The organism is Humibacter antri, from assembly GCF_054777235.1.
This window is the reverse complement of the sequence record NZ_BAAHAW010000019.1, coordinates 276,017-302,685: the sequence shown is the minus strand read 5'-3', so window position 1 is coordinate 302,685 and position 26,669 is coordinate 276,017. Positions and strand designations below refer to the sequence as shown.

Below are 26,669 nucleotides of genomic sequence, written 5' to 3'. Positions count from 1 at the left end.
CCCGCCGGAAAGGTCGATCGCCCGTGCTCGCCTGGCTCCTCCATCTGAATGTGCAGGACATCTCCTTCCTCGTAACCGTCGGCGCACTTGCGCTGGCTGCGATGCTGGCGCTGATCCTGCGTCGACCGACGCGACGCTGGATGATCACCGCGTCTGTCGCGGTGACCGCCGGCGCCGGCCTCGGCGTTCTGCTCGCCTGGCTGGCGGGCGACGTGTGGGACCTCTTCGGCGCCCAGCTGTCTATCACCGAAACCCTGTGGGTGTCGCTCGTGTTCGCGGGCCTGGGGCTCGCGGCCGTGAATCTCTGGCGCTCTCGCTGGTGGCGCAAGCTGATCGCCGTCGCCACCGTCCCGCTCGTGATCGTGACAGGGTGCGCCTTCGTCAACGCCGACATCGGCTACTACACCGACGTCAGCGACGCGCTGGGCATGCCGCAGTACAAGAACGGCCCCCTCGGCCACGAGCACGGCGACCCGCAGCGCGGCGCGGTCGCAGTTGTCGACACGAAGACGTGGAGGCCGCCGGCCGACATGCCCAAGAGCGGCATGGTGCTTTCCGCGGCGATCCCCGGCACGGTATCCCGCTTCGCGGCCCGGGACGCGGTGATCTACCTGCCGCCTGCGGCGCAGGTAGCCGACCCGCCCGCGCTCCCTGTGATCATCGCGCTGTCCGGTCAGCCCGGCTCACCGAGCGACTGGTTCGCGTCAGGACACATCGCCCAGGTCATGGATGCCTACGCCGCGGCCCACAAGGGGATCGCCCCCATCGTCGTGTCGCCCGACCAACTCGGGCCGTCGTCCGCCAACACGATGTGCGTCGACTCGTCGCTGGGCGACTCGGCGACCTACATCACGACCGACGTCGTCGACTGGGTCACCACCCACCTCTACGTTGCGACGAACCGCGACGCGTGGTCACTCCTCGGCTTCTCTCAGGGCGCGACCTGCTCCTCGCAGTTCCTCGCCGGCGACGCACAGCGCTTCGGCTCGATGCTCGCGGTCTCGAGCGAGATCGGCCCGATGAACGGGCCCGACACCGTGGCGCAGGCGTTCCACGGCTCCCAGGCCGCGTACGCCGCCGCCATGCCCATCGCGAAGATGCGGGCGCACGGGACGTACCGCGACACCCTCGCCGTCTTCGCCGTCGGCGGCGAGGACAGCCGATACGTCGCCTGGGACGAGCAACTGCACGCGGTCGCCCAGGGGGAGGGCATGAACACGCAACTCTACGTGTCGCCGGGCACCGGGCACGACTGGTACACGGTCGCCTACGGAGTGCAGAAGGGACTGCCCGCCGTGCTCGCCCACATGGGCATCGGATGACCCGACCCGGGACCTCGCCCACGCAGAATCCCCCGATCGGTTGACACAGTCATCCACCGGTTCCACCGATCAGCCGATGCGTGGCATCCCGTGGCTGTCGAGGCTGGATTCAACGGCGAATCCGCCTCGCAGCGGGCCACTTTCTCAAGCGCCCCGCCTCCAATGAGACCACCTGAAGGACGACCGAATCATGACCACCTCACTCGTCTCCACGCAAGGCCCTCAGCGGGCCGGCACCCGGAGCGGGACGTCATCCCCGACGACGGACAGCTCGACCGTCTCGCCTCACGGCAATGCGGTCGTCGCGTCGATCAGCGCGATGCGCCGCGTCGGCGCGGGCGCGGGCCGGATCGTTCGCCGCTTTCCGGTCACCGCCGTCATGGTGTCGCTGTTCGTGGTCGCCGAGCTCCTCGCGGCAGCTCTCCCCGGGTCGCTGCGCGACGCGCTCAACTGGGCGGGCACCGGCCTCGGCCCGCTTACCGGGGGCCACTGGTGGACGCCGATCACGTCGCTGTTCTTCTCCGACTCCCCCGTGCAGTTCATCGGCGCACTGCTCGTGACCGCCGTTCTCGTCGGGGCTGCCGAGCGGCTCATGGGCGGTCTGCGCACGGCGATCGCGTTCGCGCTGACGGGCGTCGCGGGCATCCTCGCCGGCATCGGACTCCAGTGGCTGGGTCGTGCCGCGGGTCTGCCGTGGGTGCACAGCACCGAGCATCTGATGGCGGTCGCCCCGTTCACCGGAGCGCTCGGAGCGGTCGCCGCGGCGAGCGCATTCGCGGGAGCGCTCTGGCGACGCCGGCTGCGGCAGCTGGTGCTTCTCGTGATCGCCGTGCTCATGCTGTACTCGGGGCATCCCACCGACCTCTACCGCGCTCTGGCGGTACTCGCAGGGATCGCGGCGGGCGAGATCCTCGTGCGCCTGAGCGATCGCGTGCGCTCGACCGCCACCTGGATTCGCAGTTCAAACCGCGAGGTGCGCGTGCTGCTCGCGTCGGTGGTGGCGGTGGTAGGTGCAGGGCCCGTCGTGGCACTGCTCTCGCACGGCCGGTTCGGCGTGCTGGCGCCCTTCGCCGCGCTGTTCGCGACATCGACCGCGACGCCCGAATGCGCAGCCGGCGTCGTCAGCGCGCACTGCGTTTCAGCGTTCGCGATGTCTCCGATAGCCGGCGGCGCCGCGGTCGTGTTCTCACTGCTGCCTCTTGGTGTGCTGCTCGTGAGCGCTTACGGACTCGTGTTCGGGAGTCGGTTCGCGCTCGTCGTCGCTGCGGTCGTGAACGTCGTGCTGGGATGCTGCGCGGCGATCTCGTTCGGCCTCGTGACGTCTCTGCTCGACGCCGGTACCGGCCGCCTTGCCGGCCCTCACGGATATCACGTCGAGGCCGGGCTCGTGATCGCCGCCATCGTGCCGCTGTGCGTGGCCGTTGCACTGATCGTGGCCAGGCGCAGGTTCACGGTGATGCCTACTGCGCGGTCCGTGCGGCGCTTCGCGCTGATCGTGACGATCGCCGGCGCGGCTCTGACGGCCCTCTGCCTGCTCGTGCTCCGACTGGGAGACGGTGCCGCGCTCGCCACGACCACCCCGCTGCAGGTCGCCGTCGACGTGGCCACGCGTTTCCTTCCGCTGCACGTCGCGGCCGCCCTCCACCCGGTCGCGGCCGGCGGGTCCTTCGCGGTCTGGCTTGTGCTGCACGCCGTCGGACCGCTGTTCTGGGCAGTGGTGCTCGTGGCCGCCGTTGCGCCGATGCTCACCACGGTGCCGGGCTGTCACGCAGGCGACGCCCGCGCGGCGCGGCGGCTGGTGCGCCGCGGCGGGGACGCGCTCGGATACATGACAACGTGGAGCGGCAACCGCTACTGGTTCGACGAGTCGGACACGGATGCCTCGCCCGACGCGGAGGCACGTGCCGGCACCGAACACCGCACGCCTCGCGCAGCCCTCGCCTACCGCGTGATCAACGGCATCGCGATCACCACAGGCGGTCCGATCGGGGCCCCGAGGTGCGCCGAGGCCACCCTGCGCCGCTTCGCACGCTTCTGCGACGATCACGGCTGGGTGCCGGTGTTCTACAGCATCGACGGCGAGCTGTCGCCGACGGTGCGGTCGATGGGGTGGCAGAGCATGGTCGTCGCCGAGGAGGCGGTGATTCTGCCGCAGCGCTGGAGCACGGCGGGAAAGAACTGGCAAGACGTGCGTTCGTCGGCGAACCGGGCGCAGCGGGCGGGCATCCGCGCGGAGTGGACCCGTCATCGCGACCTGTCGCCTGCGCAGCATGCACAACTCGCGGAGATCTCCGAGGAGTGGGTCTCCGGCAAGGATCTTCCCGAGATGGGCTTCACCCTCGGCGGGATCGACGAGCTGCGCGACCCGCATGTCAGGCTCATGCTGGCGATCGGCGACGACGGGCGCATCGAGGCCGTGACGAGCTGGATGCCGCGCTACCGCGACGGCCTCGTGGTGGGCTGGACGCTCGACTTCATGCGGCGTCGCACCGACAGCATCAACGGGATCATGGAGTTCGTGATCGCGGCAGCGGCCGAGCGGATGCGGGGCGACGGAATGATGGAGATGAGCCTCTCCGGCGCACCGCTCGCCCATGCCGGCAATGGCGAGTCTCGCGGCGCCTTGGACGGCATCCTCGCCCAGATCAGCGCCTCGCTGGAGCCGATGTACGGATTCCGTTCGCTCCTGCGGTTCAAGAGCAAGTTCCAGCCGGAGTTCCGGCCCATGCTGATGGCCTATCCCGATTCCGCCGCGCTTCCGCGCATCGGTGTGGCGATTGCGCGGGCGTACGCTCCCGGGCTGTCGCTGGCAGACGCAGCACGGCTGGCGCGCGGCGCCCGCGGCGCAGCGGCATCCGACACGTGCGCGAGGCGATCTCGCGTGTGAAGATCGACTCGAGCGGAGGTCGTTGTGCAGCAGATGATCACGGTGGTGGTGGTCGACGATCACCCGTTCTTTCGCGACGGCATGGTGCGCGGGCTCACCCAGAGTGGTCGCATCCGGGTCGTCGGCGACGCGGGCGACGGCCGTGAGGGGCTCGCGATGATGGCCGAGCTGAAGCCCGACGTCGCCGTCGTCGACTATCAGATGCCCGGACTCGACGGCATCCACGTGGTGCAGGCCGCAGTGCGCGACGGACTGGATGCGCGCATCCTGCTGGTCTCGGCCATCACGGACCCGTCCATCGTCTACGCCGCGCTCGAGGCAGGGGCCGCCGGTTACATCTCGAAAGAGGCACCGCGTGCCGAGATCGTCGCCGCGGTCGCCGACGTCGCGGCGGGCCGCACTGTGGTGCCTCCTGCGCTGGCGGCGGGACTGGTCGGCGAGATCCGCCTGCGCAAGAACTCCGACGGTCCGATCCTCAGCGAACGCGAGCTCCAGGTGCTGCAGGGATTCGCGCGCGGGCTCTCGATACCTCAGATCGCCGAGGAGCTGTTCCTCGGCGCCAGCACCGTGAAGACCCACGCCGCGCGGCTGTACGAGAAGCTGGGCGTGAGCGACCGGGCCGCCGCTGTCGCCGAGGGCATGCGGCGCAAGCTCGTGGAGTGACGATGAGCTCGACCGCCGCCGAAGATGTGACCGCTCTGCGCGATCTCGCCGCGGTGCCCGAGCTGCGCGCACTGCTCATCCGACACGCCGCGAGAGGGTTTCGCGCGCAGTCCGTGGTGCGCACGGTGCTGGTGGTGTTCCTCGCATTGACCGTGCTCATCGTGCCGCCTCCCGACGGAGCGCCGGCCTGCCTTCTCATCGTCGCCGGGTACGCCGTGTGGGCCGTGTTCGTCTTCGTCGTCGTACGCGGCGAGGTGGCTCGCGTGCTCCGCTTCAGCTGGCTCGCGCTCTACGGCGACGTTCTGGCCGTCGCCGCGATCGTGGTCGTCGCCAGCCTGTCCGACGATCGGAGCAGCACGGCGGGCATCCTGCTCGACGGGATGTTCCTGCTGCCCGTGGTGGCCGCCGTGCAGCTGCGCGTGTGGGCCGCCGTCTCTGTGATCGTGCCGACGGTCGTCGTCTTCGTCGTCTGCAGCGTGCTCGCCGTGCAGACGTCGGGCGAGCCGTGGGCCGCCGTGCCGCTGCGTTCGCTCGCGCTGGCCGGCGTGGGAGCCGGATGCATTCTGCTGGTGCGCGTGCAGGCCTCGCGCGTGCTCTCCCTGGGGCGGGAGTACACACGGCGGGGTGCACTGCTGTCCGAGTTGCTGGTGACCGAGTCGCGGGAGCGGGCGACGCTCTCGGAGCATCTGCACGACGGCGCGCTGCAGTACGTGCTCGCCGCCCGTCAAGACCTGGACGACCTGCCGCCCGAGACCGACCGTGCAGTCGCGGAACGGTTGCGCAGCGCGCTGGGCGAGGCATCCGTGCTGCTGCGCTCGCAGGTGGCCGAGCTGAGTCCGGCTGTGCTGCAGCAGGCGGGTCTGGCGGCCGCTGTTCGACGACTGGCCGTCGACTCGGCCGCGCGCGGGCGCTTCGAGGTGCAGGTCGACGAATCACGGTGGTCCGGCGCTGTCGACGCTGCCACGGAACGACTGCTGTACGACAGTGCGCGCGAGTTTCTCGGCAACGTCGTCAAGCACGCGCACGCGTCGCGGGTGACCGTCACGCTCGCTCGCGACGGTGCACGGGTCGTCGTCTCCGTGACCGACGACGGGGTCGGCGCCGAGTTCGACGCGCTGGCGGCTCGGCTGGAGGCTGGGCACATCGGGCTGGCGACACGGCGCATCCGGCTCGAGGCCGCCGGCGGTCGCCTCGAACTCGCAGCGGGGGCGACTGGGGGTACTACGTTGCGCGCCGTGCTCCCTGTGACGGTCACCGCCCGGTGAACCGCGGGCGACGCTTCTCGCGGAACGCAGCGAAACCCTCCGCGTAGTCCGCGGTCGACGACAGCGCGACCTGGGCATCCGTCTCGTCGGCGACCGACTCCCACAGGCCGATCCGCTCGTCGCGCAGTCGCGCGACAAGCCGCTTCTCGGCGAGGAACGCCATGGTCGGGCCGGCCGCGACGGCCATGGCCTTCTCCCGGGTGAACTCGAGCACCTCATCGGCGGGCACGACGCGGCTGAACAGGCCGGATGCCACGGCATCCGCCCCGCTCATCAGCTCGCCCGTGTAGATCAGATCGAGCGTGCGGTGCGTGCCGAGCCGCTCGACGAACAGCGCGTGGCCGCCGGAGTCCAGGGCTGCGCCCAAGCCGGCGAACGGAGAGCCGATCTTCGCCGAGTCCGCGACGTAGACGACGTCGCAGGCCACGAGCAGGCCGAGTCCGACCCCGAGACAGGCACCCGTCGCCACCCCGATCGTCGGCGTTGGGAACGCGCTCAGTCGGTGCAACAGCGCGGTGAGCCGGTCGAGGTAGCCGCGCGCGTCATCCGTCGCCGGATCCACCTGGGACACGTCGCGGCCTGCGCAGAACGCCCTGCCCTCGCCGCGCAGAACGAGTGCACGCGCGTCGAGCGCTGACCCGAGTGCGGCATCCAGTTCGTCCAGCCCGTCGAGGTCGAGCGAGTTCAGCTTCTGCGGCCAGTCGAGCACGACCTCGGCGACGTCGCCATTGCGTTCCACGCGTACCGGCATGTGTTCTCCTCACCTCTTCACTACCCGGGGTGAACCACCCGGCTGGCTGAGCCGCCCACGCTGGTTGAGCTTGTCACTCCGCTGGTTGAGTCGCCCCCGCTGATCGAGTCGCCCCCGCTGCTGAGTTGCCCCTGCTGGTCGAGCCGCCCCCGCTGGTTGAGCTTGTCGAAACCAGCATCGTCAGGGGTTTCGACAAGCTCAACCCACGGGGTGGCTCAACCCACGGGGTGGCTCAACCCGCGGGATAGCTCAACCCACGGGGTGGCTCAACCCACGGGATGGCTCAACCCACGGAACGTCGGCGGGTCTGTCACGCGTCGTAGTCGACCTCGACCTTCTCGCTCGTCGGGATCGACTGACACGTCAGAACGTAGCCGCGATCCAGCTCATCCTGCTCGAGCGCGTAGTTCTCGACCATGTCGACGGTGCCCTCGCGCAGCACCGCCCGGCAGGTGCCGCACACCCCGCCCGCACACGCGAACGGCACGTCGCCGCGCACCCGCAGCGCGGCGTTCAGGATGCTCTCCTGCGAGTGCTCCGCACTCGTCACGGTCGAGGTGGTGCCGTCGAGCCGGAACGAGATGGTGCACGTCTTCTCGCCGGGGTCGACCACGATCGGGCGTCCGTGCTGGGGCGACGGGCTGCCGGGCTCGCCGGTCGTGAACAGTTCGTAGCGGATGCGATCGGCCGGCACCGCTCGCGCTCCGAGCGCGTCGCGGCACAGCTGCACGAGTTCGAACGGCCCGCACAGGAACCACTCGTCCACATCGTCGACCGGCACGAGGTCGTCGAGAATGCGGTTCAGCTTGCCGGCATCCAGGCGTCCGCTCAGCAGCTCGGAACTGCGCCGCTCACGCGTGAGCACGTGATAGAGCGCGAGTCGTGACGGGTACCGGTCCTTCAGATCGGCGAGCTCATCGACGAACATGGTGTCCATCGCCGTGCGGTTCGAGTACACCAGCGAGAACGTGGTCGCCTCCGACGCAGCCAGCACGCTCTGCGCCAAAGCGATCACGGGCGTGATGCCGCTGCCCGCGGCGATCGCGGCGCAGTGCACGGCGCCGGCCGTGCCAGACTCGGCCGTCACCCGCGATGTGAAACGACCCTCCGGGCTCATCACCTCCAGCGTCATGCCGGGGTGGAGGTTCTCCAGCGCCCACGTCGAGAACACACCGCCGAGGTCGCGCTTGATGCCGACCTTCAGGTCGCCGATCGGCGCCCCGAAAGCCGCCTTGGATGCCGGCGCCTGGCAGATCGAGAAGCTGCGGCGCAGCACGTCCCCGTCGATCTTCGTGCGGATCGCGATGTACTGCCCCGGCTCGTAGTCGTAGGCGTGCGCGAGCTCGGCGGGCACCGCGAAGGCGACCTCGATGGCATCCGGAGTCAACTGCCGCACGGCGGATACCGTGAGCGTGTGGAACGCCCCGCGCCGCTTCGACTGCGACGGCAGAGGCGACGAGCCTTCGACGCGCTTCGCTTGCTCAGGGCGTGAAATCGGCAAGTCGTGGCCTCCTTCCGGTGTCCGACCGCCGGGACTGCGGTCGGCGCTGGCGTCGCGGCGGAGGCCAGAAATGGCCTCCGCTCCAAGCTCCAGCGCGCATCAGTGCGCCTTGAAGTGGTCGAACGGCTCCCCGCATTTCTGGCACACGTAGAGCGCCTTGCACGAGGTCGAGCCGAAGTGCGAGAGCTCGCGAGTGTGCAGCGACCCGCACTGCGGGCAACGGATGCCCATCCCGAGCCCCACCCGCCCGTCACGTGCGCGCGGCCCCGGCGGCGCGATGCCGAACGCCTCGAGCTTCGCCTTGCCGCTCTCACTCATCCAGTCCGTCGTCCAGGCCGGAGCGAGCACCGTACGCACCTCGACGTGCCGGTAGCCGGCATCCGTCAGTGTCGTCACGATGTCGTCGCGCATCGCGTCGACGGCAGGACAGCCGGAGTACGTGGGCGTGATCTCCACCCGCACCGCCGCATCCGCGCCCTCCCCCGCCACGTGAACCGCACGCAGCACGCCGAGGTCTTCGATCGTGAGCACCGGCACCTCCGGGTCGCACACCTCCGCGGCGAGCGCCCACGCGCGACGTTCGTCGGTGCTACCCGCCGGTTGAGGAGCGCCCGGCGGGCGCGTCTCGAAACCAGACCTCGCTCGGGGGTGCGGGGTTTCGACGGGCTCAACCGGCTGCGCGGTTTCGACAGGCTCAACCCGCGGGAGGAGCTCAACTCGCGGGAGGAACTCAACCCGCGGGAGGAGCTCAACCCGCGGGAGGAGCTCTACCGGCGGTGGGAGCTCGACCGGCGGTGCGGACTCGACCCGCGGGGCGGACTCGATGGGCAGGGTTCGCGTCACCATGTCGCACCCGGATGCTGCCTCGCAAGCACCTGCATCTCGGCGAGCAGGTGCCCGAACGCCTCGGTGTGCACGCCGCGACGACCACCGCCTGAGGCGCCGGGAATGTCAGGCACCTCGAGCCCGGATTCCGCGATCACCGCAGGCACGGTGCGGTCGAACGCGTCACGCAGGGTCGCGGGCTGAACGGCGACGCCCTCGAGTGCGGCGGCCGCCGAGTCGGGGCGGAACAGCTCGTCGACGAACGGCCACATGGCATCCAGGCCGGCCTGCATGCGCTCGTGCGAGACATCCGTGCCGAGACCCAGGCGTCTGGTCCATTGCACGCTGTGATCGAGGTGGTAATCGACCTCTTTGGCGGCCTTGGCTGCGATCGCCGCGAGCGTCGGGTCGGCGGATGCCTGCAGTCGCGCGTACAACGCGTCGAAGTACACGGAGGCGATGAGCTGCCTGGCGATGGTGTGCGCGAAGTCGCCGTTCGGGCGCTCGAAGAGCTGGTGATTGCGGAACTCCGGCTCATCGCGGAAGTAGGCCAGGTCGTCCTCGCTCTTCTCCCACGCGGAACCGGCGTAGGTGAGCAAGGAGCGCGCGTGGCCGAGCAGGTCGAGGCCGATGTTCGCCAGCGCCACATCCTCCTCGAGCTCGGGGGCGTGCGCGATCCACTCGCCGAGGCGCTGCGCCAGGATGAGCGCGTCATCGCCCAGCCCGAGCGCATACCGGGCGACTTCGTCGCTCGGCCGCTGAAGCCCGTCGGCGAGGTCGCGCTCGATCGTCTCGGCCGAGACGGCGGTGGAGACGGCACGATGGGTGTGCCTCACAGGTGCGGCACCCCCTCGGAGGCTGTGTAGTACGTGGCGTGCCGGAACTCCTTGCCCTCGGCGGTCTCGAAGAACGCGCCGCGGGCATCCACGTCGGATGCCGTGATCGCACTGGACGGCACGACCCACACCGAGACGCCCTCGCCGCGCCGGGTGTAGAGATCGCGGGCGTTGCGGACGGCCATGACGGCATCCGGTGCGTGCAGAGATCCGGCGTGCACGTGCGAGAGGCCACGAGAGGAACGGATGAACACCTCCCAGAGCGGCCACGCCTCCCTGCTCGTCGGCACGGCCTCACGGCCGGCGGTGCTCATCGGCCCGGCCTGACCGCCGGCGGTACTGGCCGTAACGGCCTCACGGCCGGCGGGGCCCACCGCGTTCGTCTGCTCGCTCACGCCGCGCGGAGCATCGGTGGCGGACGCATCCATCAGGCGATCCTCTCCAGCGCGACCGATCGGTCGGCGTCCTCGCGCTCGGCGTACGCCCGCGCCGCTTCGCGCACCCAGGCGCCCTCCTCGTGGGCGGCCCTGCGGTTGGCCAGTCGCACCGTGTTGGCCTGGCCGTGTCCGGCGAGCACGGCGTAGAACTCGTCCCAGTCCAGTTCGCCGAAGTCGTAGTGGCCGCGCTCCTCGTTCCACCTCAGGTCGGGGTCGGGCAGCGTGACGCCGAGCACCTCGGCCTGCGGCATGATCATGTCCACGAACCGCTGGCGCAGGTCGTCGTTGCTGAACCGCTTGATCTTCCACGCCATGCTGCGCTGGGAGTTCGGGGACTCCTGATCGGGTGGACCGAACATCATCAGCGACGGCGCGTACCAGCGGTTCACCGACTCCTGCGCCATGCGCTGCTGCTCTTCGGTGCCGCGCATGAGCGTGAGCAGAATCTCGAAACCCTGCCGCTGATGGAACGACTCCTCCTTGCAGATGCGCACCATCGCCCGGCCGTATGGCGCATACGAGCAGCGGCACAGCGGCACCTGGTTGCAGATCGCGGCGCCGTCGACGAGCCATCCGATGGAGCCCATGTCGGCCCAGGTCGGCGTCGTGTAGTTGAAGATCGACGAGTACTTCGCCTTACCCGTGAGCAGTTGCTCGTACATGGTGTCGCGGTCGATGCCGAGCGTCTGCGTCGCGGAGTAGAGATAGAGTCCGTGGCCCGCCTCGTCCTGCACCTTGGCCATCAGGATCGCCTTGCGCTTCAGGCTCGGCGCCCGGGTGATCCAGTTGCCCTCCGGCTGCATGCCGATGATCTCGGAGTGCGCGTGCTGGGACATCTGGCGGATGAGCGTCTTGCGGTACGCATCCGGCATCCAGTCGGTGGGCTCGACCCGGGAGTCCGTCTCGATCAGTCGTTGGAACTCGCGCTCCTCGGCCGTAGGCGCCGTTCCCTCCTCGGCCGTAGGCGCCGTTCCGTCGGCCGAACCCGGCCCACCCTGAGCCTGCCCAAGTGCCGGAACCCTGCCCTCGGTGCCCGGCTTCGACGAACCCGACCCGCGAGACCGTACTTCGGACATCGTCGTCTCCACTTCTATACTTACCGAACGTTCAGTTAGTATATCAACACCACGTTCGACAAGGGTGGCCCCGTTCGGTGAGGAGCGGCCGCGTTCGACGGGGATGGCAACGTTCGACGAGGAGCGGCATGAGCAGTCAGACGATGATGCAGCGCGATCGGGCATCGGCGACCCTCGGAATCGAGGTCGTCACCGACGAAGCCGGTTACGCGGTCGTGCGGATGCCCGTGCGCGACGACATGCTCAACGGCTTCGACATCATCCACGGCGGCCTCGTCTTCGCACTGGCCGACACCGCCTTCGCGATCGCCTGCAACGAGGACGACGAGGTCACGGTGGCCGCCGGTGCGGACATCACGTTCCTCAAGTCCACGACCACCGGAGCCGTGCTCACCGCGACGGCCCGCCGCGTCGTGCGCAGCGGCCGTACCGGTCTCTACGACGTGAGCATCGTCGACGACACGGGCGGAGCGGTCGCGGAGTTCCGCGGCCGCTCCGTGACCACCCGCCGTGCAGCGCCGCCGCCCGGCACCCCACACCATGCCGACCACCGAGACTAGGCGTATGCGCCGAGACTAGGCGCCGCACGCCCGGTCTCAGCGCACACGCCTAGTCTCGCTGCCGGCGGCCGGCCGCCACGGCCAGGTCCACCGGGCGGCATCGGGCGGCCGCACGGATGCCGGGCACAGCGATACGGATGCCCCGGGGCGCCGGCACCACAGAGAAGGAGGCCGTCGATGACGACGACACACGAGACCGCTGCCGCACCGCTGCGGATGACACCGGCCGACCCGGATTCGCTCGACCCGGCGGAACGTCTGAGCTCCGATGAGCTGCGTGCCCTGCAGCTGGAGCGCCTGCAGTGGACGGTGCGCCACGCCTACGAGAACGTGCCGCTGTACACGCGAAAGCTGGAAGCTGCGGGCGTGAAGCCCACGGACATCCGTTCGCTCGACGATGTGCGGCGGCTGCCGTTCACCACGAAGGCCGATCTGCGCGAGACCTACCCGTTCGGCATGTTCGCGGTGCCGATGTCGAGGGTGGCGCGCATCCACGCGTCCAGCGGCACCACCGGGCGTCCCACCGTCGTGGGCTACACGCTCGGCGACCTGGAACGCTGGGGCGACCTTATGGCGCGGTCGTTGCGGGCCTCCGGCGTGCGGCCGGGCATGAAGGTGCACAACGCGTACGGGTACGGCCTGTTCACCGGCGGGCTCGGCGCTCATGCCGGCATCGAGCGACTCGGTGCCACGGTGATCCCGGTCTCCGGCGGGCAGACCGCCCGGCAGGTGCAGCTCATCGTGGACTTCGAGCCGGATGCCATCATGTGCACCCCCAGCTACCTGCTCACGATCGCGGATGCTCTGGAGCAGGCGGGCATCGATCCGCGCTCCACAAGCCTGAAGGTGGCGATTCTCGGCGCCGAGCCGTGGACGAACGAGCTCCGCCGCACCATCGAGCAGCGCATGAACCTCGACGCCGTCGACATCTACGGGCTCAGCGAGGTGATGGGGCCGGGGGTGGCGAACGAGTGCGTGGAGACGAAGGACGGCCCGCACATCTGGGAGGACCACTTTCTCCCCGAGGTGATCGGCGAGAACGGCGAGCCGCTGCCCGACGGCTCCACCGGCGAGCTGGTGTTCACCTCGCTGACGAAGGAGGCCTTCCCTGTGCTGCGCTACCGCACCCGCGACCTCACGCGGCTGCTGCCCGGCACTGCGCGACCGGCGATGCGACGCATGGAGCGGATCACCGGACGCAACGACGACATGATCATCCTGCGCGGCGTCAACCTGTTCCCGACGCAGATCGAGGAGCTGGTGCTCGGCATCGAGACTCTGACGCCGCACTTCGTGCTCGAGCTGACGAAGTCCGGCGCGATGGATGCCATGACCGTGCGCATCGAACGTCACCCGGGTCTTCCGCGTGAGACGTGCGAGGCTGCGGCCCTCGTGCTGGCCGAGCGGATCAAGAGCCGGCTGGGCTCGACAGTGGAGATCACGCTCGAAGAGCCGGGCACGCTGCCACGCAGCGAGGGCAAGTACAAGCGGGTCTACGACCTCCGGTGAGCACTGCCTCCAACCGCCCTGACCCTGCTCTGACCCGCTCTAACCCTGCCCTGACCTGCGCTAACCCTGCCCTGACCTGCGCTAACCCTGCCCTGACCCCGCCCCGACCCTGCTCCGACCGCTCCGGCCCACCGACCGAGAACATGACAGATAGCGCTCACCCGCCCGGAACAGGACGGATTGGCCTGTTTTCGGCCATCTGTCCTGTCGGCGGCTCGCGCCTAGGCCCACGGCGGACGGCCGAACGGCTGACAGACTGGAGGATGATGACCGAGACAGAGCCAGAAGCGCGTGAGGCACGGCGCGGCAGGCCCGGGTACGACCAGCGCGGCGTGCTCGAGGTTGCCGTGAAGGCGTTCAACGAGTTCGGCTACGACGCGACCTCGATCGGGGTGCTGGCCGAGCGGCTGGGACTGTCGAAGTCCGCGATCTACCACCACGTGGCATCCAAGGACGAACTGCTCGAACTGGCACTGGACGAGGCGCTCGACGGGCTCGAGGGCGTGCTGCTCGAAGACGGTGCGCGCACCGGCGCGGCGGCCGACCGCCTCGCGCACGTGCTGCGCGGAGCGGTCCTCGTGCTCGTCGAGCGGCTCCCCTACGTCACCCTGCTGCTGCGGGTGCGCGGAAACACCGAGGTCGAACGCACCGCCCTCGCCCGACGTCGCGCGTTCGACCGCTCGGTGGCGACCCTCGTGAAGGATGCCCGCGACGAGGGCTCGCTGCGTGCCGACATCGATCCGGGCATCGCCACCCGACTGCTGTTCGGCATGATCAACTCGATCGTCGAGTGGTACCGCCCCGGCGGCCCGGAGAGCGCCGGGCAGCTCGCCGACGACGTGCTCACCGTGGCGCTCGAGGGCCTGCGCGTCGCCCGCTCCTGATACGGAGCACAACACCCGCCCTTCGCGACGCGCAGTCGACACATTGTCGGCCCGAAGGGCTGTTCCGACCCCGGCGCGACGACGGTTCGGGGCGGTTCCTCGACCGGCCGCTCGCCAGGCGAGCGCTCATGCCGCGATGGCAGGTTCCCTTGCCCCATTCGCCTTGCACCTCGCGCCGGCGCATCGGCCGGAGTCGTTGTCGATCGCGGCTCGAGTCACCCTGCGATGCGAGCGCCGTGAGTACCATCACCGATGCTCGTGGAGCCATGGTGGGATGCTGAGCTCGTGGTGATCGATACCCCGCGGCTCCGACTCGAACCGATATCGCCGGAACTGGCGGAGCGTATCGTCGCCGGACGCAAGGAGCCGACGGATGCCTGGCATCCGCAGTACCCGTTGGAGGACGAGCTGGTCCCGCTCCGTGGGCTCATGTCGTCGCGACATCCAGACCCCGTCTTCACGCTCTACCTGATCCGCCTACGGGCGGACGGTCTGGCGATCGGTGGTCTCGGATTCTTCGGGCCGCCGAACGAAGACGGCCGGATCGAGTTCGGCTACGGACTCGTGGCTGCCGCCCGGGGCCGCGGCCTGGCCACCGAGGCCGTCACGGCGGCGTTCGGCGTCGCTGCGGCCCACGGTGCGCGAAGCGCCGCTGCCGACACCGACCTCGACAATGCCGCATCGCAGCGCGTTCTGCTCAAAGCCGGTATGACCGAGGTCGCCCGATCTGACACGCAGGTGTTCTACGAACGCGAGTTGAGCGCGACGTAGTCCGGTATCCGCGGGCTCCCTGGCGGCGTACCGCCCGTCGCTGCTGAGCCGGGCGGCCCCGGCTCCTTCGTCGTGCGGTGGTCGCCGAAGCTGCTCAGCGCGAATGCTCAGCGCGAATGCGATCACCGCACGACGATGGCGACGAGCAGCAAGACGAACGCCGCGACGATGACGGCGACACGCGCATAGTGAAAGCCGTCCCAGCGCCGCTTCTGCTCGCGCCAATCTGCGGGGTGCTCCGCGGCCGTCCAGGTCTTCGAGTGATTGTTGATCGGCACGAGCACCGTGATCGACATGACGATGCTGACGACCAGCAGCCCGGCGGCGACAAGAGCCGCCGTAGAGGACGGCGTACCCCAGGCGAGAGCGGCGACGACCGCGATGAGGATCAGCGAACCGAAGTACCAGAACGGCATCGCCCGCCCGAGCATCCTTCCGCCGTGGGCGGAGCCTTCGATCGAGGGCCCCACGTCGAGCCCGGTCAGGATCGGGTTGATCACAAAGGCGACGGAGAACTCCACACCCACCATGAGCCCGACGACGGTCGCCGTGACAACGGCGAGTACTGCTTCCATGACGATCTCCTCATATCTAGCGTTGCTAATCTTTCTAGCGATGCTAACCTAGATCGCAACCGTCCGGATCGCAACCGTCCGGATCGCAACCGTCCGGGTCGCAAGAGTCGGATCATGCGAGTGCGGCCGCTTCGGCGCCCGGCATCCGAGGTCGACGGCAGGCATCAGGAGGAGCGATGGCAGATCTCACGGCGCGCCGCCGGCGTAGCGACGAGCGAAGGCGAAGCATCCTCGATGCGGCACGGGAGAAGGCGGATGCCGATGGCTGGGCCGCGGTGACGACGCGCCATCTCGCCGACTCGATCGGCTACACCCAGCCCGTGCTGTACGGTCACTTTCCCGGCGGCAAGACCGAGATCATGCGTGCCGTGGCCTTCGAGGGCTTCGTCGAGCTGACCGAGCTGTGTCGTTCCGCGATGGGCAGGAAGACGGGCAGGAGCGCGATCGAGGCCGTCGCCGCCGCCTACCTCGGGTTCGCCAGTGAGCATCCGGCGGTCTACGAAGCGATGTTCCAGCAGCCGATCGAGGCGCGCTTCACTGTCGACGACAACGAGGTCGAACTACGGGCCGGGTTCGAGGCGCTCGCACGGCCCCTCGGCGCCGAAGCGGACGGCGCATTGACGGAGGTGTTCTGGAGTACCTTGCACGGCATCAGCCGACTCGAGGCCGCAGGCCGCATGCTCCCCGAGCATCGGGGGCACCGCATCGCTGTGATCGGAGCCCGCTTCTCACCAGAGGCGCGACCATAGCGCGTGCCGACGATCTCGCAGCGACCGATCGCGTCGTGCGTCGCGTTGGGCGACGCCGTCGCTACTCCTTGGCCACCAGCGTCAGCACGTCGTAGGTGGCCACGGCCTCGTCGCGCTGGTTCGTCAGCACGGCGTCCCAGCGCACCTCGCCGTAGCCATCCGTCTCGCGCGGCGTGATCTGCTTCGCCGTCAGGTCGACGCGGATGCTGTCCCCCGGCGACACCGGCGTGAGGAACCGGAGATTCTCCAGACCGTAGTTGGCCAGCACGGGCCCCGGGTCCGGGTCGACGAAGAGCCCGGCGGCGAACGAGACCAACAGGTACCCGTGCGCCACCCGACCGGGGAAGAACGGGTTCGCCGACGCCGCCTCTTCGTCCATGTGCGCGTAGAACGTGTCGCCGGTGAAGTCTGCGAAGTGCTCGATGTCGGCCAGCGTCACCTCGCGCGACTGCGACGACACACGGTCGCCGATCCGAAGCTCGGACAGCGACTTGCGGAACGGATGCCTGCCGCCGGCATCCGCCGCCGCTCCCGCATGCCACTGGCCCGTGATCGCCGTGAGCATGTCCGGCGACCCCTGAACGGCGGTGCGCTGCATGTGGTGCAGCACGGCCCGGATGCCGCCCAGCTCCTCGCCGCCTCCTGCGCGACCAGGACCGCCGTGCACGAGGTGCGGCACCGGGGATCCGTGCCCGGTCGACGTGCGCGCGTCGTCGCGATCGAGCACGAGCACGCGCCCGTTGTACGCCGCGATGCCGGAGACGAGCTCGACCACCTCGGCGGCGTCATGCGATGCGACGCTGGTGACCAGCGAGCCCCGACCTGCGGCGACCAGGGCGATGGCATCCGCGGTCTCGCCGTAGCCGAGCACGCTGGCGACGGGGCCGAACGCTTCGATGCGGTGCACGGCATCCGTCCACGGGTCTTCGAACTCGAGCAGCATGGGCGCGACGAAAGCACCGCCGGGGTCGACGCCGCGACTACCGTCGGCGCGCACGACCTCTGGCGCATCGAGAGACCCGAGCACGACGCGTCCGCCTGCGTCGACTAGGCGGCCGACCTGCCTGAGCACCTCGGTGCGCTGCCCACGGGAGGCGAGCGGACCCATCGTGACACCGTCGATGCGCGGATCGCCGATCACGACGCGCTGGGCGATCCGGTCGGCGATCGCGGCCATGACGGCCCCGCGCATCCGCTCGGGCACGATGACGCGACGGATGGCCGTGCACTTCTGGCCGGCCTTCACGGTCAGTTCGGTGACGACGCTTTTCACGAACGCGTCGAACTCGGGCGTGCCCGGGCCGGCATCCTTGCCCAGCACCGAGGCGTTGATCGAGTCGGTCTCGCTGGTGAAGCGCACCCCGCCGGTACGCACGGACTCGTGCCCCCGCAGCCGCTCAGCGGTCGATGCCGACCCGGTGAACGACACGATGTCACCGAGCCGGAGCGCGTCGAAGAGTCCGGGCACGCCGCCGGAGGCCAGCTGCAGCGTGCCGTCCGGCAGCAGCCCGGACTCGACCAGGATGCGCACGTACGCCTCCGCGAGGTATCCGGTCGGCGTCGCCGGCTTGACCAGCGTTGGCACGCCGGCCAGGAACGCCGGCGCGAGCTTCTCCAGCGATCCCCAGACCGGAAAGTTGAAAGCGTTGATCTGCACAGCGACGCCAGGCAGTCTGCTGTATACATGCCGCCCGAGGAATGTACCGTCCTTCGAGAGCTGCTCCGCCGGCCCGTCGACGACGAGCTGCGTGTTCGGGAGCTCGCGTCGCCCCTTCGACGAGTAGGTGAAGAGCACGCCGATGCCGCCGTCGATGTCGACCATGGCATCCGACTTCGTCGTTCCGCCGCGGGCGGAGAGCTCGTACAGCTCGTCCTTGCGCTCGCTCAGCGCCTGGGCGAACTGCTTGAGCAGAAGCGCCCGCTGGTGGAAGGTGAGGTGGCCGAGGGATGCCTGCCCGACGCTGCGCGCATACTCCAGCGCGCCCGCGAAGTCGAGTCCGTTCGTGCTGACGCGGGTCATCACGTCGCCGGTGGATGCGTCGCGCACGTCGACGGCGTCGCTCCCGTCGTCAGGCGTCCACCACGCCCCCTGCACGTAGCTGGGCAGTATGTCGGTCATCGTGTGCCTCCTGCTGTGACGTCGCCCGTCGCGCCCGCGAGACTGCACCCCGTCGCCGAGACAGCGGGTGAAACCTGCGGTCTCGGGGCGGGCGTGCAGTCTCGCGGATGACGCTGCGGCTGATACCCTGCCGAACGTTCGGTCTGGGACGAAACGGGGTATGCCGTGGCTGCGGGTGAAGACGACGACACGTGGCGCATAGTGCTCGGCGAACTCGATACGAAGATGGGCGTGACGATCCTCGAGCAGTCGGCACAGCGGGTCGTCGCGACGATGCCGGTCGAGGGCAATCGCCAGTCGTTCGGGCTGCTGCACGGCGGGGCGTCCGTGGCGTTCGCCGAGGCCCTCGGATCGTGGGCGGCGGTCATCCATGCCGGCCCCGGCAGGTCGGCGGTGGGCCTCGACATCAACGCCACCCACCACCGCTCGGCAAGCTCCGGCCTCGTCACTGGCGTAGCCGAGGCGATCAGCCTCGGGCGTCGCGTGACCTCGCACGCCGTCACCGTCACCGACGAAGACGGCCGTCTGCTCTGCACCGCGCGCATCACGAACCTCATCGTGGATTCCCGCGCTGGAGCCTGAAGAAGAGGCCGCGGCCGCCCATTGCCGCCTGCCGCCGCGCTCCTTCTTGCACTGCTGTCCGGCCCGCTCTGCGGATCGTCCGGAACCGGCAATGGGAACCCATCGCCGGCCTTCGTCTCGACAGTAGGCGCGTGCACAACGTTTCTTGCCATCGTCACGACTCGTCACTCCACGCGTAGAAGCCGTGGCCCGTCTTGCGGCCGAGCCGGCCGGCAGCCACCTTGTCGCGCAGCAGCTGCGGCGGCTCGAACCGGTCGCCGAGTCGGCCGTTCAGGTATTCCGCGATGCCGAGCCGCACATCCAGCCCGACCATGTCGGTCAGGCGGAGCGGGCCGACCGGATGCCGGTAGCCCAGCACCATGGCCGCGTCGATGTCCTCGGCACTCGCCACACCCTCCTCGAGCATGCGGATCGCCTCCAGCCCGAGCGCGACCCCCAGCCGGCTGGAGGCGAAGCCCGGGGCATCCGCCACAGTCACCGCGGTCTTGCCGATCGCGGCGACCCAGTCCTGCGCCGCGCGAAGGGTCGATTGGGAGGTCGCTGCGCCGCGCACCACCTCCACGAGCTTCGATGCCGGAACCGGGTTGAAGAAGTGCAGGCCGAGGAACCGATCCGGCTCCTGCAGGGTCGCCGCGAGGTCGTCGATCGAGATCGACGACGTATTGCTCGCAACGACCGCGTGCGGCGCCGAACGGGCGATCCGCGTCAGCGAGTCGACCTTGAGCTCGAACTGCTCCGGCACCGCTTCGACCACGAGGCCGCACTCCGCGAATGCGGCATCCGACGTGCCTGCCTCCAGACGCGACGTCAGGGATTCGACGCTCTCGTTCGTCGTGCCGCGCTCGACGCTCGCCGTCACAGCGCGCACGATACGCGCGGATGCCGCGTCGCACTGCTCGCCGTCACGCTCGACCACGCGCACCAGGCATCCGGAGACGAGGAACGCGTGGGCGATGCCGGCGCCCATGGTTCCACCGCCGAGAACGCCGACGATCCGCGGCAAAGGCGTCGTCATCGCGATCCTCCGCCCGGTGCGGGGCTGCGCGGCCAGGCGTGGTGCGTTGCGAAGCTGCCTACCCCGGCGTCGCCGGTTGCGGGACTGCCCGCCCTGGCGTCTCCCGTTGCGAAGCCTCCCGGTCTGGTGTCGCCGGTTGCGGAGGTGCCCGGTCTGGTGTGGCCCGTTGCGGAGCCTCCCGCCCCGGCGTCGCCCGTTGCGGGGCTGCCCGCCCCGGCGCCGAGCGTCGCGGGGCCTTCCTGTGTTGGGTCGTGCGCCGCGCCCTGTTTATTCCACCTGCGTTCCAGAAACTCCGTCATCCGCCGGTGCTTCTCCGGCGACTCGAACAGTACTGCCTGCGCTCGGAGCTCGGCATCGGGATGCCCATCGGCCGGCGCAGCGAACACCGCCTTGGTCGCGATCGTGGCTGCTGCATCCATCGAGGCGATGCGATCGGCGAGGCGATGGGCCGCCGGCATCAAGTCGGCCTGCTCGACGACCTCGCCGAGCAGGCCTGTTCGGAGCGATTCCTCGGCGTCGAGACGGCGTCCCGCCAGGAGCAGCTGCTTCGCGAGCGGTTCGCCGACCAGCTCACGCAGCCGCCACGTGGCGCCGGCTGCGGCGATGATACCGAGGCTGGTCTCGGGATTGCCGAACACGGTGCGGGGCGTGCCGATGCGGAAGTCCGCCGCGTAGGCGAGTTCGGCGCCGCCACCGAGTGCCCAGCCGTCGACGGCCGCGATCACGGGCATGGGCAGCCGAGCGATGCGCATGAAGAGGCGCGTGTTGATGCCTGCGAGGGCGTCGTGCGCGGTGCGATCACGCAGCTCGGCGATGTCCGCGCCCGAGGCGAACACGCCGTCTCCTCCGGCCAGGATGAGGATGCGCGGCTCCGCCTCCAGCTCGACGCACACCTCGTGCAACCCGTCGACCATGCGCCGGTCGATCGCATTGCGGGCCCGCGGACGGTCCAGCGTGACTACCACGCGGTCTTGGCCGCGCTCGATGCGAAGCGTCTGACCGTCGGTCATACGGCTCCCGCCCTTCATCGCGCCAGACCTGCCGAAGCGGTCGTTTTAGTTACCGACCGTTCGGACAGTAATTCTCGCAGAGCGACACCGTGCGGTCAAACAGGCGATCTCGAACCAGACGTCGCGCCGTACCCCGCTTGTCGCGCACGCTGCGCCGGAGAACGCACGCTGCGCCGGATGCGTCGGGGCGATTCATCCGCCCGATCGCCAGTCGTCCGGCGGATCGTGCGACGCGTTCCCCGATCGCCGTCCGGCGGATCGTGCGACGTATCCCCCGGCCGCCGGATCGGCGTCGGCATCGCCGGTCGAGCTCGTCGAGACCGCGATCACCCGGCAACCACTCTCGACGAGCTCAGCCGACCGGCACGAACCCGGCGATCGACTGCGGCGAGCGACGGCTCAGCGGGTGTAGTTCGGCGCCTCCACGACCATCTGGATGTCGTGCGGATGCGACTCCTTGAGCCCGGCCGGCGTGATGCGCACGAACCTGCCGCGCTCCTTCAGCTCTGGGATCGTGCGGGCGCCGACATAGAACATCGACTGTCGCAGCCCTCCGGTGAGCTGGTACGCGACCGAGGCGAGCGGTCCGCGGTAGGCGACCCGGCCCTCGATGCCCTCGGGGATCAATGCGTCGTCACCAGAGACATCCGCCTGGAAGTAGCGGTCACGCGAGTACGACGTCTTCTTGCCCCGCGTCTGCAACGCGCCGAGCGAACCCATGCCGCGGTAGTTCTTGTACTGCTTGCCGTTCACGAAGATGAGGTCGCCCGGGCTCTCGTCGCATCCGGCCAGCAGCGAACCGAGCATGACGGTGTCGGCACCTGCAACCAGCGCCTTCGCGATGTCGCCGGAGTACTGCAGTCCGCCGTCGGCGATGACGGGGACGCCCGCGGCGCGCGCGGCGAGGGATGCCTCGTACACGGCTGTGATCTGCGGCACGCCGACGCCGGCGACGACCCGGGTCGTGCAGATGGAGCCGGGGCCGACGCCGACCTTGATGGCGTCGGCACCGGCATCCACCAGCGCCTGGGCACCGGTGCGAGTGGCGACGTTGCCGCCGATCACCTCGACGTGCGCGGACCGCGGTTCGTGTTTGAGGCGATGGATGATCTCCAGCACGCCCTTGCTGTCGCCGTTTGCGGTGTCGACCACGATCACGTCGACGCCCGCGTCGACCAGTGCCATCGCCCGGTCCCAGGCATCGCCGAAGAAACCGATCGCCGCGCCGACGCGCAACCGGCCCTCGGAGTCCTTCGTGGCGTTCGGGTACTTCTCGCTCTTGTCGAAGTCTTTGACGGTGATGAGCCCGCGCAGTCTGCCGTCGGAATCCACCAGCGGAAGCTTCTCGATCTTGTGCTGCGCGAAGATCGCGATCGCCGAGTCCGGGTCGATTCCGACCGGAGCGGTGATCAGCGGGGTCTTCGTCATGACGTCGCGAACGAGAGTGGATGCCTTCTCGAACGGGGAGACGAAGCGCATGTCGCGGTTGGTGACGATGCCGACGAGCTTGCCGTCGCCTTCCACCACGGGAAGGCCGGAGACGCGGAACTGGCCGCAGAGGGCATCCACCTCTTCGACCGTGGCGTCGGGCGTGGTCGTCACGGGATTGCTCACCATGCCGGACTCGCTGCGCTTCACCTTGTCGACGAACGCCGCCTGATCCTCAATGGAGAGATTGCGGTGCAGCACGCCGATGCCGCCCTGTCTGGCCATGGCAACGGCCATGCGCGACTCGGTCACGGTGTCCATCGCGCTGGAGAGAAGCGGCGTGGCCACGCTGATGCGCCTGGTCAGGCGCGAGGACGTATCGGCCTCACTCGGAATCACGTCGGTGTGCCCCGGCAGGAGCATCACGTCGTCGTATGTCAGTCCCATGAATCCGAACGGGTCCGCCTGGTCCATCTCTCCCCTGTTCTCGTCGTCTGCGCGTCTTCCGGTTGTGCGCGCATCACACCCGGCTCGCATGGAGGTAGCCACGGGGCTTCGCTGGAGGGCCCTGAGCGCGGATGTTCCATGTTAACGCCGCGCGACCGCGCAGCATTCCGGATGCCTGTGCCCGGTTCCGCACAGGTGTGCGGCCGCTCGGCCCGGTCGGTCGGCCACGCCTCGGCCCTGTCGATCGGCCACGGCTCGGCCTCGCTCGCTGCTGGCGGGACTCACGCTGGCACCGGCGCCCCGACCCCGCGGCCCGGCCGCAGTGCGGCCGCAACCTTCCTCAGCCCGGAACGGATGCGCCGCCCGGTGCGCTTGAACCAGTCGTCGTCGTCTTTGTCGCGGTTGAGGATGAGCACGACGACGCGCATCGCCGCGATCGCCAACCAGAGCGCCGCGAAGAACGTGTCGCCCTGCATCACGTCGAGCACGGCGATCGCGCCGGAGATGACGGCGACGAGCACTGCAAGCGCGATGTAGCGGCTGCGCCAGAGGAAGCGCTCGCGCGATCCGCGTACGGCACGCCGGTAGAGAGCGAGAGCATACGACTCCGCGAAGCTCGTACCGAGTGCAGCGCTGACGAGCAGCAGCGCGCCGATCGACATGCATCCACTATGCGCTCTGCACCCGACGATCGGCCCGGAATCCCGTTTCCCCGAGCGTGCGCATCCGATTTCGCAATGCTGTGCGGCGCTACTCCGGCAACGGGTCGGAGGGCACCGCATCGGCGGCCTGTGCTGCATCGGTGGCCTGCACCGCATCGGCGCTCGCCGCAGCCCGACGATCGCGTCGCACGGCCAGCACCATGTCGACAGTGAGCACGGCGAGGGCGACCCAGACCAGGCCGAACCCGATCCAGCGCTGAAGCGACATCGCCTCGTGCAGCAGCGCCACACCCACGATGAGCTGCAGGATCGGCGTGAAGTACTGGATGAACCCCATCACGATGAGCGGAAGCCGTCGCGATGCTCCCGCGAAGAACAGCAGCGGCACCGCCGTGATGACCCCGACACCGACGATGCCGACGGCGTGCAGCACGCTCTCGTGCCCGAACGTGATGCCGGTCGTCACGCCGACCACGATCAGTTGCACGATCGCCACCGGCATGAGCCACGCGGTCTCGAGCGTGAGGCCGCTGAGGGCATCCACGTTGCGGCCGACCTGCTTCTTGACCAGTCCATACAAGCCGAACGAGAACGCCAGCAGGAGTGCGATCCAGGGGAGCCGGCCATAGCCGACGGTGAGCACGACCACGGCGACGATCGAGACGCCGATCGCGATCCACTGCGTGAGGCGCACATGCTCGCGCAGCACGATCACGCCCAGCAGCACGGTGACGATCGGGTTGATGAAGTAGCCGAGGGATGCCTCGACCACCTGGCCCGACGTCGTCGCGTACACGTACGTCTGCCAGTTCACGTAGATGAGCGCACCGGCCACGCCCGTGACGAACACGATGCGCGGACGCCGCAGGATGACTGCGAACGCCCGCCACGCCCGCGTGAGGAGGATGGCGATCGCGCAGAACACGAGCGAGAACACGACGCGCCAGGCCACTATCTCGAACGGACCGGTCGGCGCGAGGGCGATGAAGTAGATCGGGAGGAAACCCCAGATGAAATACGCCGAGACCGCGTACACGAGGCCGCGGCCGGCGCGCACGGGTGCTACGGCAGCGGCCCGTACGGGTGCGGGTGCGGGGTCGTTTCCCGCGGTTTCGGACACCGCATCATCGTAGGTCGCACCCCCGACACGCGACTGAGCCGAGAGCGATGAGAGCTCGCTCTCATCGCCGAGGCGATGGAGCGTGTCGAGCGGCCGCGATCACGCGCGACGCTGTCGAGAGCGACCGCCCACCCACCCTCTGCCCACCCCTCCACACCCTCGGCCGCGCGCAGTTCAGGCAGGTGAGGCCGGCCATCCACACAACTGCCGCCGCGGTTCCGGCCTGAAATAGTGCTGACGACCGACGGCGAAGGTATGCGCGACCGTGACGACGAAGACGACCGCGGCAACCAAGACGACGAAGGGGTCCGGATGCCAGGCATCCGGACCCCTTCGAAACCCTGCGGAACTGCCGCAGAAGCGAGAGCGTCAGCGCTCGATGACAGCCAGCACGTCGCGAGCCGACAGCACCAGCAACTCGTCGCCGCCGAACTTCACCTCGGTTCCGCCGTACTTGGAGTAGAGCACCTTGTCGCCGACGTTGACGTCGAGCGGAACGCGGTTGCCGTTGTCGTCGATGCGGCCGGGTCCGACGGCGACGACCTCGCCCTCCTGCGGCTTCTCCTTGGCTGTGTCCGGGATGACCAGGCCGGACGCAGTGGTCTGCTCAGCCTCGACCTGCTTGATAACGATGCGATCCTCGAGCGGCTTGATGGAGACCGACACGGTTGACCTCTTTCTGTACTTTGTACTGAAGACGTAGTTAGCACACTGACAGTGAGAGTGCTAATGAGCAGTGTAGGCGCACGGTTGGCACTCGTGCAACGTGAGTGCAAGCGAATGGTCATCCGATACGCACGAGCCGGGCGCTCGCCGGGCTCACGCCCGGTCGGAGAGCGCCCGGAACCTGCGGTCGACGTACGCGACAGGCTCGCCCGCCTCGCCTGCAAATATCTCGAGCACCTCGGCGAGCACGAGCACCGACGATCCGACCGGCGTCGCCTGCAGAATGCGGCAGCGCAGCGCGACGCGCGCGGTCGGCAGGTGCGGCTCCCCGGTGGGCAGGGCCGACCAGCCTTGCTCCGCAGTGAATCGCTCGGTTCCGGAGTGCGCGAAGACGTCGGCCAGTTCGACGTGCCGGGAGTCGAGCAGGTGCACCAGGTGCGTCGGAGCCGTCAGGATGCCCCCGGCACTCCCGGTCGCACGGGTCACCGAGAAGGCCAGTGCCGGCGGGTCGGTGCTCACGGATGCGACGCTCGAGGCGGTGAGCCCGACGGGCCCGTCTGCGGTGAGGGCGGTGATCAAGGCGATGCCTGCCGGATGCAGGCGGAAGGCATCCTTGAACGCTTCGGGCGTTGCCGGGGTCGCCGGCGTTGCGGCATGCGTCGCAGGGCGCGGAACGGCGGAAACGGGCAGCGAAGGAGCTGCGGAGAGAGGTTCTGTTGCGGTCATCCGTTGGGGTCGTATCTGGAGTGTCTGGAGGTTCGGTGGAGAAGGCGGAGGGAGGCGCGGGCATCCTCGGGCGGTTGCCCAGAGTGGCGCTCGATGCAGTGCACGTGCCGCCCTCCGCACCTCGAGCCTATGACCTCAACCAATGTTGAGGTCAATTCGCCCGTTCCCTGGAAGCAGGAGAGCGAACACTCACAAGGGATGGGAGCGCGCACTCGCGTCGGCGGGAGGGCACCTCGCCGATGGCGGGAGGGGCGCCCTGCCGATGACGAGAGGGCACCTTGCC

The 26,669-nt window shown here is 69.2% G+C and carries 25 protein-coding genes; 10 read left to right on the top strand and 15 right to left on the bottom strand.

Features of this window, described 5'->3' with window-relative positions:
• The first annotated feature begins 23 nt into the window (after positions 1–23).
• From ACYVDK_RS07790 to ACYVDK_RS07775, 4 genes are all read left to right on the top strand, one after another.
• Positions 24–1,322 (top strand): alpha/beta hydrolase, encoded by a 1,299-nt coding sequence (locus ACYVDK_RS07790; RefSeq protein ID WP_460520346.1) that lies wholly within the window; start codon positions 24–26, stop codon positions 1,320–1,322.
• Positions 1,323–1,512: 190 nt separating this feature from the next.
• Positions 1,513–4,209, top strand: a complete 2,697-nt coding sequence (locus ACYVDK_RS07785) for a phosphatidylglycerol lysyltransferase domain-containing protein (RefSeq protein ID WP_460520343.1) — start codon at positions 1,513–1,515, stop codon at positions 4,207–4,209.
• 33 nt (positions 4,210–4,242) lie between these two features.
• Positions 4,243–4,872, top strand: a complete 630-nt coding sequence (locus ACYVDK_RS07780) for a response regulator (RefSeq protein ID WP_460520762.1) — start codon at positions 4,243–4,245, stop codon at positions 4,870–4,872.
• Positions 4,873–4,874: 2 nt separating this feature from the next.
• Positions 4,875–6,137 (top strand): sensor histidine kinase, encoded by a 1,263-nt coding sequence (locus tag ACYVDK_RS07775; protein WP_460520340.1) that lies wholly within the window; start codon positions 4,875–4,877, stop codon positions 6,135–6,137.
• Here ACYVDK_RS07775 and ACYVDK_RS07770 read toward each other — a convergent pair.
• From ACYVDK_RS07770 to paaA, 6 genes are all read right to left on the bottom strand, one after another.
• On the bottom strand, positions 6,124–6,888 hold the full coding sequence (locus tag ACYVDK_RS07770) for an enoyl-CoA hydratase/isomerase family protein (protein WP_460520338.1): 765 nt from the start codon (positions 6,886–6,888) through the stop codon (positions 6,124–6,126). The two genes, ACYVDK_RS07775 and ACYVDK_RS07770, sit on opposite strands and share 14 nt — an antisense overlap.
• Before the next feature lie 310 nt (positions 6,889–7,198).
• Complete coding sequence (gene paaE / locus ACYVDK_RS07765) at positions 7,199–8,389, bottom strand: 1,2-phenylacetyl-CoA epoxidase subunit PaaE (RefSeq protein WP_460520335.1); 1,191 nt, start codon at positions 8,387–8,389, stop codon at positions 7,199–7,201.
• Positions 8,390–8,488: 99 nt separating this feature from the next.
• Complete coding sequence (gene paaD, locus ACYVDK_RS07760) at positions 8,489–8,941, bottom strand: 1,2-phenylacetyl-CoA epoxidase subunit PaaD (protein ID WP_460520333.1); 453 nt, start codon at positions 8,939–8,941, stop codon at positions 8,489–8,491.
• A 287-nt stretch (positions 8,942–9,228) separates the two neighbouring features.
• Positions 9,229–10,050, bottom strand: coding sequence for a 1,2-phenylacetyl-CoA epoxidase subunit PaaC (gene paaC / locus ACYVDK_RS07755; protein WP_460520330.1), 822 nt, complete (start codon positions 10,048–10,050; stop codon positions 9,229–9,231).
• Positions 10,047–10,364 carry a 1,2-phenylacetyl-CoA epoxidase subunit PaaB gene (paaB, locus tag ACYVDK_RS07750; RefSeq protein WP_460520760.1) on the bottom strand — a complete coding sequence of 106 codons (318 nt, stop codon included), beginning with the start codon at positions 10,362–10,364 and terminating at the stop codon, positions 10,047–10,049. The genes paaC and paaB overlap by 4 nt, the downstream gene beginning before the upstream one ends.
• A gap of 113 nt (positions 10,365–10,477) precedes the next feature.
• Positions 10,478–11,563 (bottom strand): 1,2-phenylacetyl-CoA epoxidase subunit PaaA, encoded by a 1,086-nt coding sequence (gene paaA / locus ACYVDK_RS07745; protein ID WP_460520327.1) that lies wholly within the window; start codon positions 11,561–11,563, stop codon positions 10,478–10,480.
• 128 nt (positions 11,564–11,691) lie between these two features.
• Here paaA and paaI point away from each other — a divergent pair, with 128 nt between their 5' ends.
• The 4 genes from paaI (at position 11,692) to ACYVDK_RS07725 (ending at position 15,287) form a co-directional block, all read left to right on the top strand.
• Positions 11,692–12,123: a hotdog family protein gene (paaI, locus tag ACYVDK_RS07740; RefSeq protein ID WP_460520324.1), complete on the top strand. Its 432-nt coding sequence runs from the start codon at positions 11,692–11,694 to the stop codon at positions 12,121–12,123.
• A gap of 177 nt (positions 12,124–12,300) precedes the next feature.
• Positions 12,301–13,632 (top strand): phenylacetate--CoA ligase, encoded by a 1,332-nt coding sequence (gene paaK / locus ACYVDK_RS07735; protein ID WP_460520322.1) that lies wholly within the window; start codon positions 12,301–12,303, stop codon positions 13,630–13,632.
• A 266-nt stretch (positions 13,633–13,898) separates the two neighbouring features.
• Positions 13,899–14,516 carry a TetR/AcrR family transcriptional regulator gene (locus tag ACYVDK_RS07730; protein WP_460520320.1) on the top strand — a complete coding sequence of 206 codons (618 nt, stop codon included), beginning with the start codon at positions 13,899–13,901 and terminating at the stop codon, positions 14,514–14,516.
• Between the two features lie 252 nt (positions 14,517–14,768).
• Positions 14,769–15,287 carry a GNAT family N-acetyltransferase gene (locus ACYVDK_RS07725; protein ID WP_460520317.1) on the top strand — a complete coding sequence of 173 codons (519 nt, stop codon included), beginning with the start codon at positions 14,769–14,771 and terminating at the stop codon, positions 15,285–15,287.
• A gap of 122 nt (positions 15,288–15,409) precedes the next feature.
• On the opposite strand, the gene ACYVDK_RS07720 is transcribed toward ACYVDK_RS07725, so the two are convergent.
• Positions 15,410–15,862, bottom strand: coding sequence for an anthrone oxygenase family protein (locus tag ACYVDK_RS07720; RefSeq protein WP_460520314.1), 453 nt, complete (start codon positions 15,860–15,862; stop codon positions 15,410–15,412).
• 176 nt (positions 15,863–16,038) lie between these two features.
• Between ACYVDK_RS07720 and ACYVDK_RS07715 the strand changes: the two genes are divergently transcribed.
• Entirely contained in the window at positions 16,039–16,611 is a 573-nt protein-coding gene (locus ACYVDK_RS07715) for a TetR/AcrR family transcriptional regulator (protein WP_460520311.1), read from the top strand.
• A gap of 61 nt (positions 16,612–16,672) precedes the next feature.
• On the opposite strand, the gene paaZ is transcribed toward ACYVDK_RS07715, so the two are convergent.
• Positions 16,673–18,730 carry a phenylacetic acid degradation bifunctional protein PaaZ gene (gene paaZ / locus ACYVDK_RS07710; protein ID WP_460520309.1) on the bottom strand — a complete coding sequence of 686 codons (2,058 nt, stop codon included), beginning with the start codon at positions 18,728–18,730 and terminating at the stop codon, positions 16,673–16,675.
• Between the two features lie 225 nt (positions 18,731–18,955).
• Between paaZ and ACYVDK_RS07705 the strand changes: the two genes are divergently transcribed.
• Complete coding sequence (locus tag ACYVDK_RS07705; RefSeq protein ID WP_460520758.1) at positions 18,956–19,312, top strand: PaaI family thioesterase; 357 nt, start codon at positions 18,956–18,958, stop codon at positions 19,310–19,312.
• Positions 19,313–19,466: 154 nt separating this feature from the next.
• Here the strand turns inward: ACYVDK_RS07705 and ACYVDK_RS07700 are convergent, their stop codons facing one another.
• From ACYVDK_RS07700 to ACYVDK_RS07670, 7 genes are all read right to left on the bottom strand, one after another.
• Complete coding sequence (locus tag ACYVDK_RS07700) at positions 19,467–20,327, bottom strand: 3-hydroxyacyl-CoA dehydrogenase family protein (RefSeq protein WP_460520306.1); 861 nt, start codon at positions 20,325–20,327, stop codon at positions 19,467–19,469.
• The gene (locus tag ACYVDK_RS07695; protein WP_460520303.1) at positions 20,324–21,337 is read right to left on the bottom strand and encodes an enoyl-CoA hydratase/isomerase family protein; all 1,014 of its coding nucleotides are present in this window, start codon (positions 21,335–21,337) and stop codon (positions 20,324–20,326) included. Before ACYVDK_RS07695 ends, ACYVDK_RS07700 begins: the two co-directional genes overlap by 4 nt.
• 399 nt (positions 21,338–21,736) lie before the next feature.
• On the bottom strand, positions 21,737–23,239 hold the full coding sequence (gene guaB, locus ACYVDK_RS07690) for an IMP dehydrogenase (RefSeq protein WP_460520300.1): 1,503 nt from the start codon (positions 23,237–23,239) through the stop codon (positions 21,737–21,739).
• A gap of 254 nt (positions 23,240–23,493) precedes the next feature.
• The gene (locus ACYVDK_RS07685) at positions 23,494–23,874 is read right to left on the bottom strand and encodes a hypothetical protein (protein WP_460520297.1); all 381 of its coding nucleotides are present in this window, start codon (positions 23,872–23,874) and stop codon (positions 23,494–23,496) included.
• 88 nt (positions 23,875–23,962) lie between these two features.
• A complete protein-coding gene (gene rarD / locus ACYVDK_RS07680) occupies positions 23,963–24,931 on the bottom strand; it encodes an EamA family transporter RarD (RefSeq protein WP_460520756.1) in 969 nt (322 codons plus the stop codon).
• Between the two features lie 432 nt (positions 24,932–25,363).
• Entirely contained in the window at positions 25,364–25,660 is a 297-nt protein-coding gene (gene groES, locus ACYVDK_RS07675) for a co-chaperone GroES (RefSeq protein ID WP_243062452.1), read from the bottom strand.
• Between the two features lie 153 nt (positions 25,661–25,813).
• Positions 25,814–26,386 (bottom strand): flavin reductase family protein, encoded by a 573-nt coding sequence (locus tag ACYVDK_RS07670; protein WP_460520294.1) that lies wholly within the window; start codon positions 26,384–26,386, stop codon positions 25,814–25,816.
• Positions 26,387–26,669: the final 283 nt, after the last annotated feature.